Genomic DNA, 13,356 nt, shown 5'->3' with positions numbered 1-13,356 from the left:
CTTGAACCTGATTTAGAGCCTGGATGCCACGGCGGGCGTGATGGATGAAGCGGCTGGGCTTGTCTGGCCATGGATGGCGTATTCCGCCGCCATGGGCTGCCAGACGATGTCAGCCACCTTCACCTGGCGCGGAATCACGCCCAGACGAAAAAAGGCGTCGGCCACGCGCTGCTGCTCGACCACCATGGCGGGATTGAGCGGCGTGGTCGGCGAGCTGGGCCTGCGGCCGATGAAGCGGCTGACCACATTCGCGTCCAGACCGCTGAAGGCGGCCAGCAGCTGCACGGCCTCCTTGCGCGAGGCCTGCACCAGCTGGTCGGCACGCGTGAGCTCGTCGAACAAGGCCTTGATGAGCTGGGGATGGTGCTCGACCAGGCCACGCGAGGCCAGATAGAACGAGTTGTTGCCCGTCAGCCCCTCTCCGCTGCTGAGCACGCGTGCTCGGATGCTCTGCTCGGTGGCCGCGTAAAACGGGTCCCAAATGGCCCAGGCATCGACACTGCCGCGCTCGAACGCCGCGCGCGCGTCGGCCGGAGCCAGGTAAACGGGCTGGATGTCGGCCCAGGCAATACCGGCCTTGTCCAGCGCGCGCACCAGCAGGTAGTGGGCGCTCGAGCCTTTTTGCAGTGCCACACGCCGGCCCTTGAGGTCGGACAGTGACTTCAGCGGCGAGTCGGCCAGCACCAGAATGGCCGAGCTTTCGGGCTTGGGAGGCTCTGCCCCGACATAGCGCAGGTCCTTGCCGGCAGCCTGGGCAAACACGGGCGGCGAATCGCCGGTCAGGCCGAAGTCCAGGCTGCCGGCCGACAGCGCCTCCAGCAGCTGCGGCCCCGCCGGAAACTCCAGCCAGCTGATCCTGGTGGCCGGAAAGCGCTTTTCCAGCACGCCATGCTGCTTGAGCACGACCAGATTGACGGCCGACTTCTGATAGCCGATGCGCAGCTGGGCCGGTGCCGCCACGGCCGGCGTAGGCTGGGCCAGCGCATCGTCGGCGTAATAGGCAGCCAGGGTCCAGCTGAAGGCCGTGGTGCCCAGCAGCTGCAGCGCCTGACGGCGACCGCGCCGGAAACGGGGTGGAGTGGATGCAGAACTCATGGCGGTGGCGGCCTGTCTCAGCGGCTGGCCAGCAGATCCACGGGAGCTGCATGCAGCAGATTGAGCTTCTTGGGGATCAGCTTGAGATCGAAGAAGGTATCGGCAATCTTTTGCTGCTCGCCCAGGATTTCGGCATTCACGGCCTTGGTGCCGAATTCGGTACGGTTCAGATACAGCTCGGTCACGGCGGTGTCCAGGCCCAGGATCTGCGACAGCTCTGCCGCTGCTGCGCTCTTGTTCTTGCTGGCCCAGGCATCGATGGCGGCGATTTCCTCGATCGCGATGCGCAGCACATCGGCATTGCGGCTTGCATAGTCGCGCGAGGTGAAGTAGTAGGCACGGTTGTTGACCACGCCCCTGGCATCGGCCAGCAAGCGCGCATCCAGGGTCTTCTGGGCCGAGGCCAGGAACGGATCCCAGATCACCCAGGCATCGACCGAGCCCTTCTCGAAGGCGGCCCGCGCATCGGGCGGCGCCAGAAAGACCGACTGCACATCGCCGTACTTGAGAGCATGCTTTTCCAGCAGCTTGACCAGGAAGTAATGGACGTTGGAGCCCTTGTTGTAGGCAATGCGCTTGCCCTTGAGGTCGGCCACGCTGCGGATCGGCGAGCCCTTGGGCACGATCACGGCTTCCAGACCGGGCCGCGCCACGGTGGCACCGGCATAGACCAGGGGTGCACCGGCGGCCTGGGCAAAGATCGGCGGAGCCTCGCCCACATCGCCGAAGTCGATGGAGCCCACATTGAGCGCCTCCAGCTGTACGGGGCCAGCGTTGAACTCGACCCAGCGCACGGCCACGCCCAGCGGACTCAAGCGCTTTTCCAGCGTGCCGCGATTCTTGAGAATCGACAACCAGCCTTTTTGATGGCCCACGCGCAGCACGCGCGGGGCGCCTGCCGTGCCATTGCCCTGCTGCGCATGCAGACGCCCCGAAGCCAGGGCCAGGGCAGAAACAGCCGTCCCCGCCAGCCACTGGCGGCGCGAGGCACTTGGCAGTTGCGACGAAATAGCCGATGAAGTGTTGTTGCGATCGGTCATGAGAAATCAATCCTTGGAGTTCCCAGTCCACACACTTCAGGCATCTCTTGGCCTGATTTCAGGCGCAGCTCGGCCTTCTCAGTGCGGGGACTGCTATCAAAAAAAGAGACATGGGGAAATGGGCACCGCCCCATCAAAGGACAGCAAGCAAGGGCCCCCGCAGCGAGGCTGTCGTCCCCCTCGGGGGAAGCCGCGTGGCAGCTCAGGGGGGCGTTAATTCAAACGCTACATCGCACATCGGCGAAGGCGATGCTCTCAAAGTCATTGGCGGCTGCCCACTGGGCACTGCGGCGCAGGTCGGTGGCCAGCAGCTGGGCGGCATCCTCGACGCGCTCGGCAATCTCGGGAGCCAGGCCGTAACCGCCCTCGGGCAGCAGCGGCACGCCCTGGTCGGTGGCATAGATACCCGGCAGGATATGCCGCGCTCCCAGCGACTGCAGCACCGGGCGCAGTGCGTAGTCCAGCGCCAGCATATGGTGGGGGCTGCCGCCCGTGGCCAGGGGCAGGACCAGCTTGCCCTTGAGCGCGGTCTGCGGCAGCACATCGAGAAAGACCTTGAGCAGACCGCTATAGGCTGCCTTGTAGACGGGGGTGGCCACCACCACCGCATCGGCCCGGGCCACGCGCTCGGTCACGGCACGAATCTCGGCATGATCGAAGCGGGCATGCAGCAGGGCTGCAGGGTCCAGCTGGTTGAGCTGCAGCACGGACTCGGTGTTCAGACCCTGGGCCTGGAGACGCACGGCCACGGCATTGAGCAGGGCACTGGAGCGCGAGGGCTGCGAGGGACTACCGGCAATCAGCAAAATCGACATGGGCTTGGCTCTATCTTTTTGTCATTGCAAAGACAGGAGCACTCATCGCGCTCCCGTCCTGCGTTTCTCTTATTTCTTGGTGTAGATCTGATCAAAGCTGCCGCCATCGGCGAAGTGGGCCTTGTCTGCCGCTGCCCAGCCGCCAAAAGCCTTGTCGATGGTGAACAGCTCCAGCTTGGGGAACTGGCTCGCGAACTCGGCGGCCACCTTGGCATCGGTCGGACGGTAGAAGTTCTTGCCGGCGATGCGCTGGGCCTCTTCGGAGTACAGATACTTCAGATAGGCCTCGGCCACGGTGCGCGTGCCCTTTTTATCGACCACCTTGTCGACCACGGCCACCGAAGGCTCGGCCAGGATGGACAGCGAAGGTGCGACGATCTGGAACTTTTCTGGGCCGAACTCCTTGAGCGCCAGATAGGCCTCGTTCTCCCAGGCCAGCAGCACATCGCCCAGACCCCGCTGCACAAAGGTCACCGTGGAGCCGCGCGCGCCGGTGTCCAACACGGGCACGTTCTTGTAGAGCTTGGTGATGAAGTCCTTGGCCTGTGCATCGCCGCCGTATTTGCGCTTGGCAAATTCCCAGGCCGCCAGATAGTTCCAGCGTGCACCACCCGAGGTCTTGGGGTTGGGCGTGATCACCTGGATGCCGGGATTGACCAGATCGTCCCAGTCCTTGATACCCTTGGGATTGCCCTTTTTGACCAGGAACACGATGGTGGAGCTGTAGGGCGCGCTGTTGTGCGGCAGGCGCTTTTGCCAGTCGGCCTTGACATTGCCGTTCTTGACCAGGGCGTCGATATCGCCGGCCAGGGCCAGCGTGGCCACGTCGGCCTCGATGCCGTCGATGATGGAGCGTGCCTGCTTGCCCGAGCCGCCATGCGACTGCTTGATGGTCACATCCTGATTCTGCGTGGCCTTCCAGTGCTTGGCGAACGCCTGGTTGTAGTTCACATAGAGCTCGCGTGTCGGGTCGTAGGAGACGTTGAGCAGTTGCACGCCAGTCTGCGCAAAAGCGGGCAATGTGGGCAGAGCCGAGAGGGTCAAGCCAGCAATCAGACCGGCAGCCAGAGGAAACTTGATAAAGTTGCGACGATTTTTCATTGGACTGTGTTCTTGGAGTGAATGGATAACGGGCTTCTGCCCCGTTGCTGCGCATTCTTGAGCCGCATTCTTAAAACTCAAACTACTAAGATTTCAGTTTGTTATTACCCAAACATCTGAGATCAACCAAGAGGACCCTACACATGGCACGTACCGTTCACTGCATCAAGCTTGGTCAAGACGCTGAAGGCCTGGATTTCCCTCCTGCCCCCGGCGAACTGGGCAAGCGCATCTATGAAAGCGTGAGCAAGCAGGCCTGGGCCGACTGGCTCAAGCACCAGACCATGCTGATCAATGAAAACCGCCTGAACCTGGCCGATGCCCGTGCCCGCCAATACCTGGCCCGCCAGATGGAAAACCATTTCTTTGGCGGCGGCGCAGATGCCGCAGCAGGCTACGTGCCTCCCAGCGCCGAGTAAGTTCGGTCGACCTGGACACCAAGCCCCCTGGCCCAGGCCTCGGGGCTTTTTTCTTGCGGGCTGCCGAACAGCCAACCGGTGAGAGCAAGGGCGCGCCCAGGCAGCCCAGGGGCACCGAGGCTGACAGCCGCAAGACCGCTCAAACCCAATTGATACAGGTATTAACCCGAATAAAGTCGTTGGAACTGGCTAGAATCGCGCCCATCCCGCGGGAGAGCGGAACCTGTCAACGGTTCCCGCCGAAGGCGCAAACTCCCATAATCGCTCAGGCAATAAGTACCGCAGGTGGGTCTGACAGGACCCGGATATCGCCAACTGGAGAGCAGCCCGCGACCACAAGTCTGCAGGGCTCACCGAAGGGGCAAGCATGCGCACCGCGAAGGCGCCCATGTGCAACTCTCAGGTAAAAGGACAGCGGGAGAGGCAAGCCGGACACTCCCGCTGATGCGAGTGGCTGGTCTATTTTCAAGTGCCTTCATGCTTCCCTCCATCTCTTTGCTGGACTCGTTCCAGGCCTCCAACTTCACCGTCATGCTGGTCATCTATCTGGTGGCCATTACCGCCGAAGCCATGTCCGGCGCCCTTGCTGCAGGCCGGCGCAATATGGATATCTTTGGCGTCGTGGTCATCGCCTTCGTCACCGCGCTGGGCGGTGGCACCATCCGCGACATGGTGCTGGGCCATTACCCCATAGGCTGGACTCAGCACCCCGAATATGTGTATCTGGTCATCAGCTTCGGCCTGCTGACCACGGTGATCGCCCGCCATATGCACCGCCTCAAGCAGGTGTTTCTGCTGCTGGACGCCATGGGCCTGATCGCCTTTTCGCTGATCGGCTGCAATACCGCGCTGGAACTGGGCTACCCGACCATCGTCATCATCATGGCCGGCATGATTACCGGCATCAGCGGCGGCATTTTGCGTGACGTGCTCTGCAACCAGGTCCCCGTGGTGTTCCGCCGCGAGCTGTATGCCAGCGTGTCGCTGTCCGTATGCCTGATGTTCCTGGGCCTGCGCTATCTGGAGGTAAGCTCCAATATCAGCACCCTTGTCTGTTTTGCAGGCGGTCTGGCCTTCCGTCTGGCCGCGATTCGTTTCAAGTGGCGCCTGCCAGTTTTCTCTTACCAGCAGCGCTGGGAGTGATCGAGACTCCCCCTGTGGCGCTGTGCGCCTTCCCCCTCTCTTGCTGCGCAGAAGGGGGACGCAGCCATCGCTGCGGGGCGGCGGGGCCGCTAGGCCCTTGCTTGGCTGCTCTGACCTAGACTGCGCCATGCATTACCCATGTAGTTTCACTTTCCATGTCTGAACCCATCACATGGATGCCGGATGGCACCCCCTACAACACCCGATTTGGCGACCGCTATCACAGCGAGCTGGGCGGCCTTGACCAGGCCCGACAGGTCTTTCTCGGCGGCTGCGGTCTGCCTGCGGCCTGGGCCGATGCGGCTCAGTGGCGCATTCTGGAAACCGGCTTCGGCTTGGGCCTGAACTTTCTCGTCACCTGGGCGGCATGGAAAGCCGACCCGAAACGCCCGCGCATGCTGCATTTTGTCTCGGTGGAAGCCCACCCGGTCTCGCGCGAGGATCTGCTCAAGTCCTTGCCCGCCGACGAGACACTGCGTCCGCTTGGCGAGCAGCTGGCCGCGCAATGGTGGGGGCTGCTGCCCGGCGTGCACCGCCTTTCGTTCGACGACGGCCAGGTGCTGCTGACGCTCTATATAGGCGACGCCAAGACCATGTTGCGCAAGCAGCAGCTGACGGCAGACAGCGTGTACCTGGATGGCTTTTCTCCCCAGCTCAACCCCGAGATGTGGGACGAAGACGCCATGAAGAACATTGCCCGCCATTGCCGCCGGGGCACCCGGCTGGCCACCTGGTGCGTAGCCGGACATGTGCGCCAGGCGCTCAAGGCTCAGGGTTTTGAAGTCAAGAAGCGCGCCGGCGTGCCACCCAAGCGCCATAACCTGCATGCGGCCTACAACCCGGCCTGGGAACCGCGCCATCGCAGCGACGGCCTGCCTGCGCCGGTGAGCCAGGCCGGTCGCTGTCTGGTGCTGGGTGCGGGTCTGGCCGGTGCCGCCGCCGCCGCCAGCCTGGCCAGGCGTGGCTGGGAAGTGACCGTACTGGATGCGGCGGCCGCGCCTGCTGCAGGGGCCTCGGGCCTGCCTGCCGGCCTGTTCTGCCCGCATATTTCGCCCGACGACAGCGTCCTGTCACGCCTGTCCAGAAGCGGCGTGCGCACAACGCTACAGAATCTGCAGCAACTGAGCCAGGCAAACAAACTGCAGCCTGCCCGAGACTGGGCTCATGGCGGGGTGCTCGAACACGACCTGAACGAGCCTTCCCATCTGCCCAGGTCATGGCTGCAGCCCGGAAGCGATACCTACCCCTGGGGTCTGCACTGGAGCGCGCCCGTGCAGCCGGCTCAGCTGGCTGCGGCCCATCTGCCTGCAGACAGCCAGGCTGTCTGGCATGAGCAGGCGGGCTGGGTGCGCCCTGCACAACTGGTGCAGGCGCTGCTGCAATCCCCCGGAATTCATTGGCAAGGTCATGCTTCGGCCTCAAGGCTGCTGCGCGATCCGCTGCGCCAGCTCTGGCAAGTGCAGGATGCCCAGGGCCAGACCCTGGCCGAAGCCCCGATGCTGGTGCTGGCCCTGGGCCCGGATACCAGGCCCTTGCTGCAGGCTAGCGGGCTGGCGGCAGGCGAATGGGAGCTGCAAGCCATACGCGGCCAGGTCAGCGTGGCCGAGCATGATGCCGGGACGCTGGCAGCCATGCCGCCCTTCCCCGTCAACGGTCACGGCAATCTGGTGCCGGACTTTCCCTCGGCCGACCGGGCCGGCGCGCACCAGTGGATCATGGGATCGACCTTCGAGCGCGATGTGACCGAGCTGCCGCCCACCGCCGACGACCAGCAGGCCGCACATGCCAGCAATGGCGAAAAGCTGGCCGCTTTGCTGCCCGGCTGCAGGCAGGCGCTGCGCTCCTTCTTCGATGCTGAGCAGCGACCCGCCACCTGGGCGCGCCTGCGTTGCGCGGCCTATGACCGTCTGCCGCTGGCAGGCCCTGCCGGGCAGTCGGCAGCCGATCTACCGGGCCTATGGGTGCTGACGGGGCTGGGCTCACGCGGGCTGACGCTGTCCATGCTTTGCGGCGAGCTGCTGGCGGCGCGCCTGCATGGCGAGCCGCTGCCGCTGGATGCCAGACTGGCGCAGGCCCTGGGTACGCAGCGCCTGTGGAGCCGCTCCCTGCAGCAGCCCAGGTAAGCCACTCGCAAAAAAAGCACGCAGCGCTTACGGAGAAGTGCTGCGTGCCGTTTCGGCCCTGATTCTGAAGCCGGGTTTATTCGCTGCTTAACGATGCCACGGTGACCAGGGGCTCCAGTCTGGTCGCCAGCACCTTGTCCAGCGTCTTGCCATCCATGTCAACGACTTCAAAGCGCCAGTCTTCCCACTCCACCACGTCGGCTTCGGTGGGCACGCGGCCCAGCAGCAGCATGATCATGCCGCTCAGGGTGTGATAGCGGCCGCGCTCTTCCTCGGGCACGGCATGCAGGCCCAGCCGGTCCTTGAGCTCGGGCACGGGAATATGGCCGTCCAGCAACCAGCTGCCGTCTTCGCGCTGCACGGCCCAGCTGGTCTCAGGGTCGCGCGGCTGGAATTCGCCGGTAATCGCCTCGATCAGGTCCTGCAGCGTCACAATGCCCTGCACCTCGCCGTACTCGTCGATCACAAAAGCCATATGCAGATCGGAGGTGCGGAAGTTGTCCAGCAGCTCCATGCCGGTAATGGTCTCGGGCACATAGAGGGCCGCCTGCAAAGGCTGGTCCTTGAGCGCCTGCCTGCCCTTGTTGAGCAAGGCCTGCGTCAGCCACTGGCGGGCATTGAGCACGCCCACGATATTGTTCATATCGCCGCGCACGACCGGGAAGCGCGCATGGTCGGCCTGTTCGACACGGGCCAGAGTCTCTTCCAGGCTCTCGTCGATATCGAGACAGATGACATCGCTGCGCGGCACCATCAGCGAGCCGATCTGGCGATCGTCCAGACGGAACACGTTGCGCACCATGGTGTGCTCCTGCGACTCGATCACGCCGGCCGTGTGGCCCTCCACCAAAATGGCCTGGATTTCCTCTTCGGTCACCACGCTGCCATTGCTTTCCTTGACGCCCAGGACCTTGAGCAGGCCGCGCGTCGATGCCGACAGCAACCAGACAAAGGGTTTGGTGGCCAGGGCCAGGAAGTTGATGGGACGCGAGATCAGGCGCGCCAGGGCCTCGGGATGGGTCTGGCCCAGGCGCTTGGGAACCAGCTCGCCCACGACGATGGAGAAGTAGGTGATCAGCACCACCACCAGGCCGGTGGAGAGGTAGTCGGCATATTTCTGGGTCATGCCCATGGTGATCAGCCAGTTCTCCAGCGGGCCGGCCAGAGCCGCCTCGCCGACGATGCCGTTGAGCACGCCGATGGAGGTGATACCGATCTGGATGGTGGAGAGGAAACGCGTCGGATCCTCTCCCAGTTTGATAGCAGCTGCCGCGCCGCTGTCGCCCTCATCCACCAGTTTCTGCATGCGGCTCTTGCGGGCGGTGACCAGCGCGATTTCCGACATGGCGAACACGCCGTTCAGACAGATGAGAGCGAAAAGTATGGCTATTTCCATAGTCAGGCACCCGCTTTCAATCCAGGCGCCTCAATCATTGAACAAGCCCCGATTCTAGAGAATGCGCGGCGCAGGGCCGCTCACAAAATGCAAGCGCGCAGAAAGGAAATTCGCCGAGGCACCCTGTTCGACCTGTGAACCAGCCCTCTCACATATTCAATCAGATATATATGAAGCACTAAATAATCGTTTGTTTTTATATAAAGCCTCTCTACAGTTCAGTCCAACGATCCAAGTGCAATGCCACGCGTGGCAGGGCATACGCTCCACGGAAGAACTGAAGACATGTATCAATACACCGATTTCGACAAAGCGTTCGTCAAGCAACGCGCCGACCAGTTCCGTGACCAGCTCCAGCGCTGGCAGGCAGGCAAGCTCACGGAAGACGACTTCCGCCCGCTGCGTCTGCAAAACGGCTGGTACGTGCAGCGCTATGCGCCCATGCTGCGTGTGGCCGTGCCCTACGGTGAAATCAATTCCGCCCAGATCCGCGTACTGGCCAGGGTGGCGCGCGAGTATGACGAGCCCGAGGCCGAAGTCTTCAAACAGGCTCTGGAAGGCCAGGGCAAACTGGGCACCACCTATCTGCCCAAGAACTGCGCCCATTTCACCACCCGCACCAATGTGCAGTTCAACTGGATTCCGCTGAGCAAGTCTGCCGATGTGATGGATCTGCTGGCATCGGTGAACCTGCACGGCATCCAGACCAGCGGCAACTGCATCCGCAACACCACCACCGATGCACTGGCCGGTATCGCACCCGACGAGATCGTCGACCCCCGTCCCTATGCAGAAATTCTGCGTCAGTGGACCACGCTGCACCCCGAGTTCGCGTTTCTGCCACGCAAGTTCAAGATCGCCATCACCGGCGCCAGCGAAGACCGCGCCGCCACGGGCTGGCATGACGTGGGCCTGCACATGGTCAAGAACGAAGCCGGCGAGATCGGCTTCAAGGTCTTCGTGGGCGGCGGCATGGGCCGCACACCCGTGATCGGCACCGTGATCCGCGAGTTCCTGCCCTGGAACCAGATCATGAACTACATCGAGGCCATCGTCCGCGTCTACAACGAGCTGGGCCGCCGCGACAACAAGTACAAGGCACGCATCAAGATTCTGGTCAAGGCCGAAGGCCAGGCCTATATCGATGCCGTCGAAGAGGAATTCCGCCAGATCGTCGAAGTGGACGGCGGCCCTCACACCGTGCCCCAGGCAGAGTTCGATCGCGTGTCTGCCATGTTCACCACGCCCGCTCTGCCCGTGGTGGCCGATGCCGCAGGCGATGAGCAGGCCCTGATTGCCCAGACCGCCAAGGAACCCGCTTTTGCACGCTGGATTGCCCGCAACGTCCACGCCCACCGTGTGGCCGGTCTGCGCGCCGTGACCCTGTCCTTCAAGCGTGTGGGCCAGGCCCCCGGCGATGCACAGAGCGAACAGCTCGACGCACTGGCTCATCTGGTGGACAAGTTCTCTGCCGGCGAAGCCCGCGTGACGCACGACCAGAACGTGATGCTGCCCTGGGTGCAGGTCGGCCAGCTGCATGCGCTGTGGACCGAGGCCAAGGCCCTGGGCCTGGCCAGCACCAATGTGGCGCTGCTCACCGACATGATCGCCTGCCCCGGCGGTGACTTCTGCGCGCTGGCCAATGCCCGCAGCCTGCCGATTGCCGACGCCATCACGGCCCGCTACCAGGATCTGGACGAGCTGGACGACATCGGCGAGATCGATCTGCATATCAGCGGTTGCATCAACAGCTGCGGCCACCACCACAGCGGCCATATCGGCATCCTGGGCGTGGATAAGGACGGCAAGGAGTGGTATCAGGTCACGCTGGGCGGCTCCGACGGCTCGACCCTGTCCGGCCAGGCCGTGGCCGGCAAGGTCATCGGCCCCTCGTTCAGCGCCGCCGAAGTGCCCGATGTGATCGAAGCCGTGCTCAGCACCTATCGCGACCTGCGCCAGCCCGGCGAGCACTTCATCGACGCCGTGCGCCGCATCGGCCTGGAGCCCTTCAAGGAGGCCGGCAAGGCCGCCCGCCACCCTGTGGAAACCGAAGAAGAAGCGCTGGCCTGAAGCCATAAGAACAAGGATAAAGTCATGAAAATTCTGGCAAGCAACGAATACCAGGCCCCCACCGAAAGCACCGGCAATGTGCTGGTGCTGGCGAACGATGTGAACGCCCTCGAAGCCAATCTCGACGGCATCATCCAGGTGGATCTGCATTTCCCCAACTTCACCGACGGCCGCGCCTTCAGCCAGGCCTATCTGCTGCGTCGCCGCCTGAAGTTTGCGGGCGACATCCGCGCCACCGGCGATGTGCTGATCGACCAGCTGGTTCAGATGGAGCGCACAGGCTTCAGCAGCGCCGTGCTGCGCGAAGGCGTGGACGCCGCCGATGCCCAGCGCCAGTTCGAGCGCTTTGGCGGTTTCTACCAGGCCGATGCCGTGCACACCCAGCCTCATTTCGCCGAGGTGCAAGCATGAGCCAGCTCGCCCCCGCAAGCACCCTCGACCTGGATCTGGCACGAATCAATGCCGAGCTGGGCCGCGACGCCCAGGCGCTGGTGGACTGGGCCGTGGGCCTGGGTCAGTCCACCATAGTCACCACCAACTTCCGTCCCTTCGAGGCGGTGATCCTGCACATGGTGACGCGCGCCAACCCCGACGTGCCCGTGGTCTGGATGGACAACGGCTACAACACCGAAGCCACCTATCAGTTTGCCGATGCGGTGACCAAGCAGCTTGGGCTCAGGCTCAAGATCTACCTGCCGCTGCGCTCACGCGCCCACCGCGAGGCCGTGGAAGGCGCCACGCCGGCATTGGACGACCCGCGCCATGCGGCCTTCACCGAAGAGGTGAAGCTGGAGCCCTTTGCCCGCGCCCTGCGCGAGACCGCACCCAAGGTCTGGTTCACCGCTCTGCGCGCCACCGACACCGCCGTGCGTGCGCAGATGGACCCCGTGAGCATCAACCCCGACGGTCTGGTCAAGGTTGCGCCGCTGCTGCACTGGTCGTCCAAGGAGCTGTACGAATACTGCGAAAAGCACGGCCTGCCCAACAACTTTGACTATGTGGACCCCACCAAGGGCGAAGACAACCGCGAGTGCGGCCTCCACATTGCTCACTAAAAAATAGCAACCAGCGCTTGCTACATATGCGCTAGAGAACTGTTTCGCTTGAAAGTGTATTTATGAACGCCCGTGTGGATACTTCCGTGTTGAGCCATCTCAGCAATCGCCACCTGGATGCGCTGGAAGAAGAAACCATCTTCATCCTGCGCGAAGTGGCCGCCGCTTTTGAACGCCCCACCCTGCTGTTTTCGGGCGGCAAGGATTCGCTGGTCATGCTTCGCTGCGCCGAAAAAGCCTTTGGCGCAGGCCGCATCCCCTACCCTCTGCTGATGATCGACACCGGCCACAACTTCCCCGAAGTGACCGATTTCCGCGACCAGCGAGCCAGGGAACTGGGCGCCGAGCTCATCGTGCGCAGTGTGGAAGACTCGATGGCACGCGGCACCGTGCGCCTGGCCCACCCCGGCGAATCGCGCAATGTGCACCAGTCCGTGACGCTGCTGGAGGCGATTGACGAGTTCCGCTTCGATGCCCTGATCGGCGGCGCGCGCCGCGACGAGGAAAAGGCCCGCGCCAAGGAACGCATCTTCAGCCACCGCGACAGCTTCGGCCAGTGGCAGCCCAAGGCCCAGCGCCCCGAACTGTGGACGCTGTTCAACACCCGTATTGCGCAGGGAGAGCATTTCCGCGTCTTCCCCATCAGCAACTGGACCGAGCTGGACGTGTGGCAGTACATCGCCCGAGAAAACATCGCCCTGCCATCGATCTACTACACCCACAAGCGCGATGTGGTGGAGCGCAAGGGCCTGCTGGTGCCCGTGACCGAGCTGACGCCTCCCAGGGATGGCGAAGAAGTGGTGGTACGTGATGTGCGTTTCCGCACCGTGGGTGACATCACCTGCACCTGCCCCGTGGAAAGCACGGCAGCAACGGCCGAAGACATCGTGATCGAAACCCTGGCCGCCGAGGTCAGCGAACGTGGCGCGACGCGCATGGATGACAAGACCAGCGAAGCGTCCATGGAAAAGCGCAAGAAAGACGGTTACTTCTAACGCTCCCCCTGTGGCGCTATCGCGCCTTCCCCCTCTCTCGTCAGGCTTCGCCTTCGGGAGGGGGACGACACCAGCGCAGCGGGACGGCCCTTGCGCGGTGTCCG

12 protein-coding genes and 2 riboswitches are annotated in these 13,356 nt (G+C 63.4%); of the genes, 7 read left to right on the top strand and 5 right to left on the bottom strand.

Annotated elements, in window-relative coordinates; all coding sequences use genetic code 11:
* Nucleotides 1-12 precede the first annotated feature (12 nt).
* From FSY59_RS23240 to FSY59_RS23225, 4 genes are all read right to left on the bottom strand, one after another.
* The gene (locus tag FSY59_RS23240) at nt 13-1,095 is read right to left on the bottom strand and encodes an aliphatic sulfonate ABC transporter substrate-binding protein (protein WP_148729764.1); all 1,083 of its coding nucleotides are present in this window, start codon (nt 1,093-1,095) and stop codon (nt 13-15) included.
* A gap of 17 nt (nt 1,096-1,112) precedes the next feature.
* Entirely contained in the window at nt 1,113-2,135 is a 1,023-nt protein-coding gene (locus FSY59_RS23235; RefSeq protein WP_148729763.1) for a sulfonate ABC transporter substrate-binding protein, read from the bottom strand.
* Between the two features lie 218 nt (nt 2,136-2,353).
* A complete protein-coding gene (gene ssuE / locus FSY59_RS23230) occupies nt 2,354-2,950 on the bottom strand; it encodes an NADPH-dependent FMN reductase (RefSeq protein ID WP_003053505.1) in 597 nt (198 codons plus the stop codon).
* Between the two features lie 69 nt (nt 2,951-3,019).
* The gene (locus FSY59_RS23225) at nt 3,020-4,051 is read right to left on the bottom strand and encodes a sulfate ABC transporter substrate-binding protein (RefSeq protein WP_148729762.1); all 1,032 of its coding nucleotides are present in this window, start codon (nt 4,049-4,051) and stop codon (nt 3,020-3,022) included.
* 143 nt (nt 4,052-4,194) lie between these two features.
* Here FSY59_RS23225 and FSY59_RS23220 point away from each other — a divergent pair, with 143 nt between their 5' ends.
* The 3 genes from FSY59_RS23220 to mnmC all read left to right on the top strand — a co-directional run bounded on the left by FSY59_RS23220 (nt 4,195) and on the right by mnmC (nt 7,736).
* Nucleotides 4,195-4,470 carry an oxidative damage protection protein gene (locus FSY59_RS23220; protein ID WP_003053502.1) on the top strand — a complete coding sequence of 92 codons (276 nt, stop codon included), beginning with the start codon at nt 4,195-4,197 and terminating at the stop codon, nt 4,468-4,470.
* 199 nt (nt 4,471-4,669) lie between these two features.
* Nucleotides 4,670-4,762, top strand: a riboswitch (glycine riboswitch).
* Between the two features lie 13 nt (nt 4,763-4,775).
* Nucleotides 4,776-4,895, top strand: a riboswitch (glycine riboswitch).
* 52 nt (nt 4,896-4,947) lie between these two features.
* Nucleotides 4,948-5,613, top strand: coding sequence for a trimeric intracellular cation channel family protein (locus FSY59_RS23215; protein WP_003053501.1), 666 nt, complete (start codon nt 4,948-4,950; stop codon nt 5,611-5,613).
* A gap of 176 nt (nt 5,614-5,789) precedes the next feature.
* Entirely contained in the window at nt 5,790-7,736 is a 1,947-nt protein-coding gene (gene mnmC, locus FSY59_RS23210; RefSeq protein ID WP_148729790.1) for an FAD-dependent 5-carboxymethylaminomethyl-2-thiouridine(34) oxidoreductase MnmC, read from the top strand.
* Nucleotides 7,737-7,812: 76 nt separating this feature from the next.
* Here the strand turns inward: mnmC and FSY59_RS23205 are convergent, their stop codons facing one another.
* Nucleotides 7,813-9,132 carry a hemolysin family protein gene (locus FSY59_RS23205; protein WP_003053499.1) on the bottom strand — a complete coding sequence of 440 codons (1,320 nt, stop codon included), beginning with the start codon at nt 9,130-9,132 and terminating at the stop codon, nt 7,813-7,815.
* Between the two features lie 285 nt (nt 9,133-9,417).
* Between FSY59_RS23205 and FSY59_RS23200 the strand changes: the two genes are divergently transcribed.
* The 4 genes from FSY59_RS23200 to cysD all read left to right on the top strand — a co-directional run bounded on the left by FSY59_RS23200 (nt 9,418) and on the right by cysD (nt 13,252).
* On the top strand, nt 9,418-11,202 hold the full coding sequence (locus tag FSY59_RS23200) for a nitrite/sulfite reductase (RefSeq protein ID WP_148729761.1): 1,785 nt from the start codon (nt 9,418-9,420) through the stop codon (nt 11,200-11,202).
* A 24-nt stretch (nt 11,203-11,226) separates the two neighbouring features.
* Nucleotides 11,227-11,613, top strand: a complete 387-nt coding sequence (locus FSY59_RS23195; protein ID WP_003053497.1) for a DUF934 domain-containing protein — start codon at nt 11,227-11,229, stop codon at nt 11,611-11,613.
* Nucleotides 11,610-12,257, top strand: a complete 648-nt coding sequence (locus tag FSY59_RS23190; RefSeq protein ID WP_148729760.1) for a phosphoadenosine phosphosulfate reductase family protein — start codon at nt 11,610-11,612, stop codon at nt 12,255-12,257. The genes FSY59_RS23195 and FSY59_RS23190 overlap by 4 nt, the downstream gene beginning before the upstream one ends.
* Nucleotides 12,258-12,319: 62 nt before the next feature.
* Nucleotides 12,320-13,252, top strand: a complete 933-nt coding sequence (cysD, locus tag FSY59_RS23185) for a sulfate adenylyltransferase subunit CysD (RefSeq protein WP_003053495.1) — start codon at nt 12,320-12,322, stop codon at nt 13,250-13,252.
* Nucleotides 13,253-13,356 lie beyond the last annotated feature (104 nt).

The sequence above is a fragment of the Comamonas sp. Z3 genome (assembly GCF_008121565.1).
Taxonomy (GTDB): Bacteria; Pseudomonadota; Gammaproteobacteria; order Burkholderiales; family Burkholderiaceae_C; genus Comamonas; species Comamonas brasiliensis.
Note: the sequence above shows the minus strand (reverse complement) of the source record. Positions and strands in the feature narration are given on the sequence as shown.

What these genes read in the sequence shown, in the direction of transcription:
- FSY59_RS23200 (WP_148729761.1), top strand. Translation starts at nt 9,418, where the DNA reads ATGTATCAATACACCGATTTCGACAAAGCGTTCGTCAAGCAACGCGCC.
- FSY59_RS23190 (WP_148729760.1), top strand. Translation starts at nt 11,610, where the DNA reads ATGAGCCAGCTCGCCCCCGCAAGCACCCTCGACCTGGATCTGGCACGA.
- FSY59_RS23225 (WP_148729762.1), bottom strand. Translation starts at nt 4,051, where the DNA reads ATGAAAAATCGTCGCAACTTTATCAAGTTTCCTCTGGCTGCCGGTCTG.
- FSY59_RS23205 (WP_003053499.1), bottom strand. Translation starts at nt 9,132, where the DNA reads ATGGAAATAGCCATACTTTTCGCTCTCATCTGTCTGAACGGCGTGTTC.
- mnmC (WP_148729790.1), top strand. Translation starts at nt 5,790, where the DNA reads ATGCCGGATGGCACCCCCTACAACACCCGATTTGGCGACCGCTATCAC.
- FSY59_RS23240 (WP_148729764.1), bottom strand. Translation starts at nt 1,095, where the DNA reads ATGAGTTCTGCATCCACTCCACCCCGTTTCCGGCGCGGTCGCCGTCAG.
- FSY59_RS23235 (WP_148729763.1), bottom strand. Translation starts at nt 2,135, where the DNA reads ATGACCGATCGCAACAACACTTCATCGGCTATTTCGTCGCAACTGCCA.
- FSY59_RS23195 (WP_003053497.1), top strand. Translation starts at nt 11,227, where the DNA reads ATGAAAATTCTGGCAAGCAACGAATACCAGGCCCCCACCGAAAGCACC.
- FSY59_RS23220 (WP_003053502.1), top strand. Translation starts at nt 4,195, where the DNA reads ATGGCACGTACCGTTCACTGCATCAAGCTTGGTCAAGACGCTGAAGGC.
- ssuE (WP_003053505.1), bottom strand. Translation starts at nt 2,950, where the DNA reads ATGTCGATTTTGCTGATTGCCGGTAGTCCCTCGCAGCCCTCGCGCTCC.
- FSY59_RS23215 (WP_003053501.1), top strand. Translation starts at nt 4,948, where the DNA reads ATGCTTCCCTCCATCTCTTTGCTGGACTCGTTCCAGGCCTCCAACTTC.
- cysD (WP_003053495.1), top strand. Translation starts at nt 12,320, where the DNA reads ATGAACGCCCGTGTGGATACTTCCGTGTTGAGCCATCTCAGCAATCGC.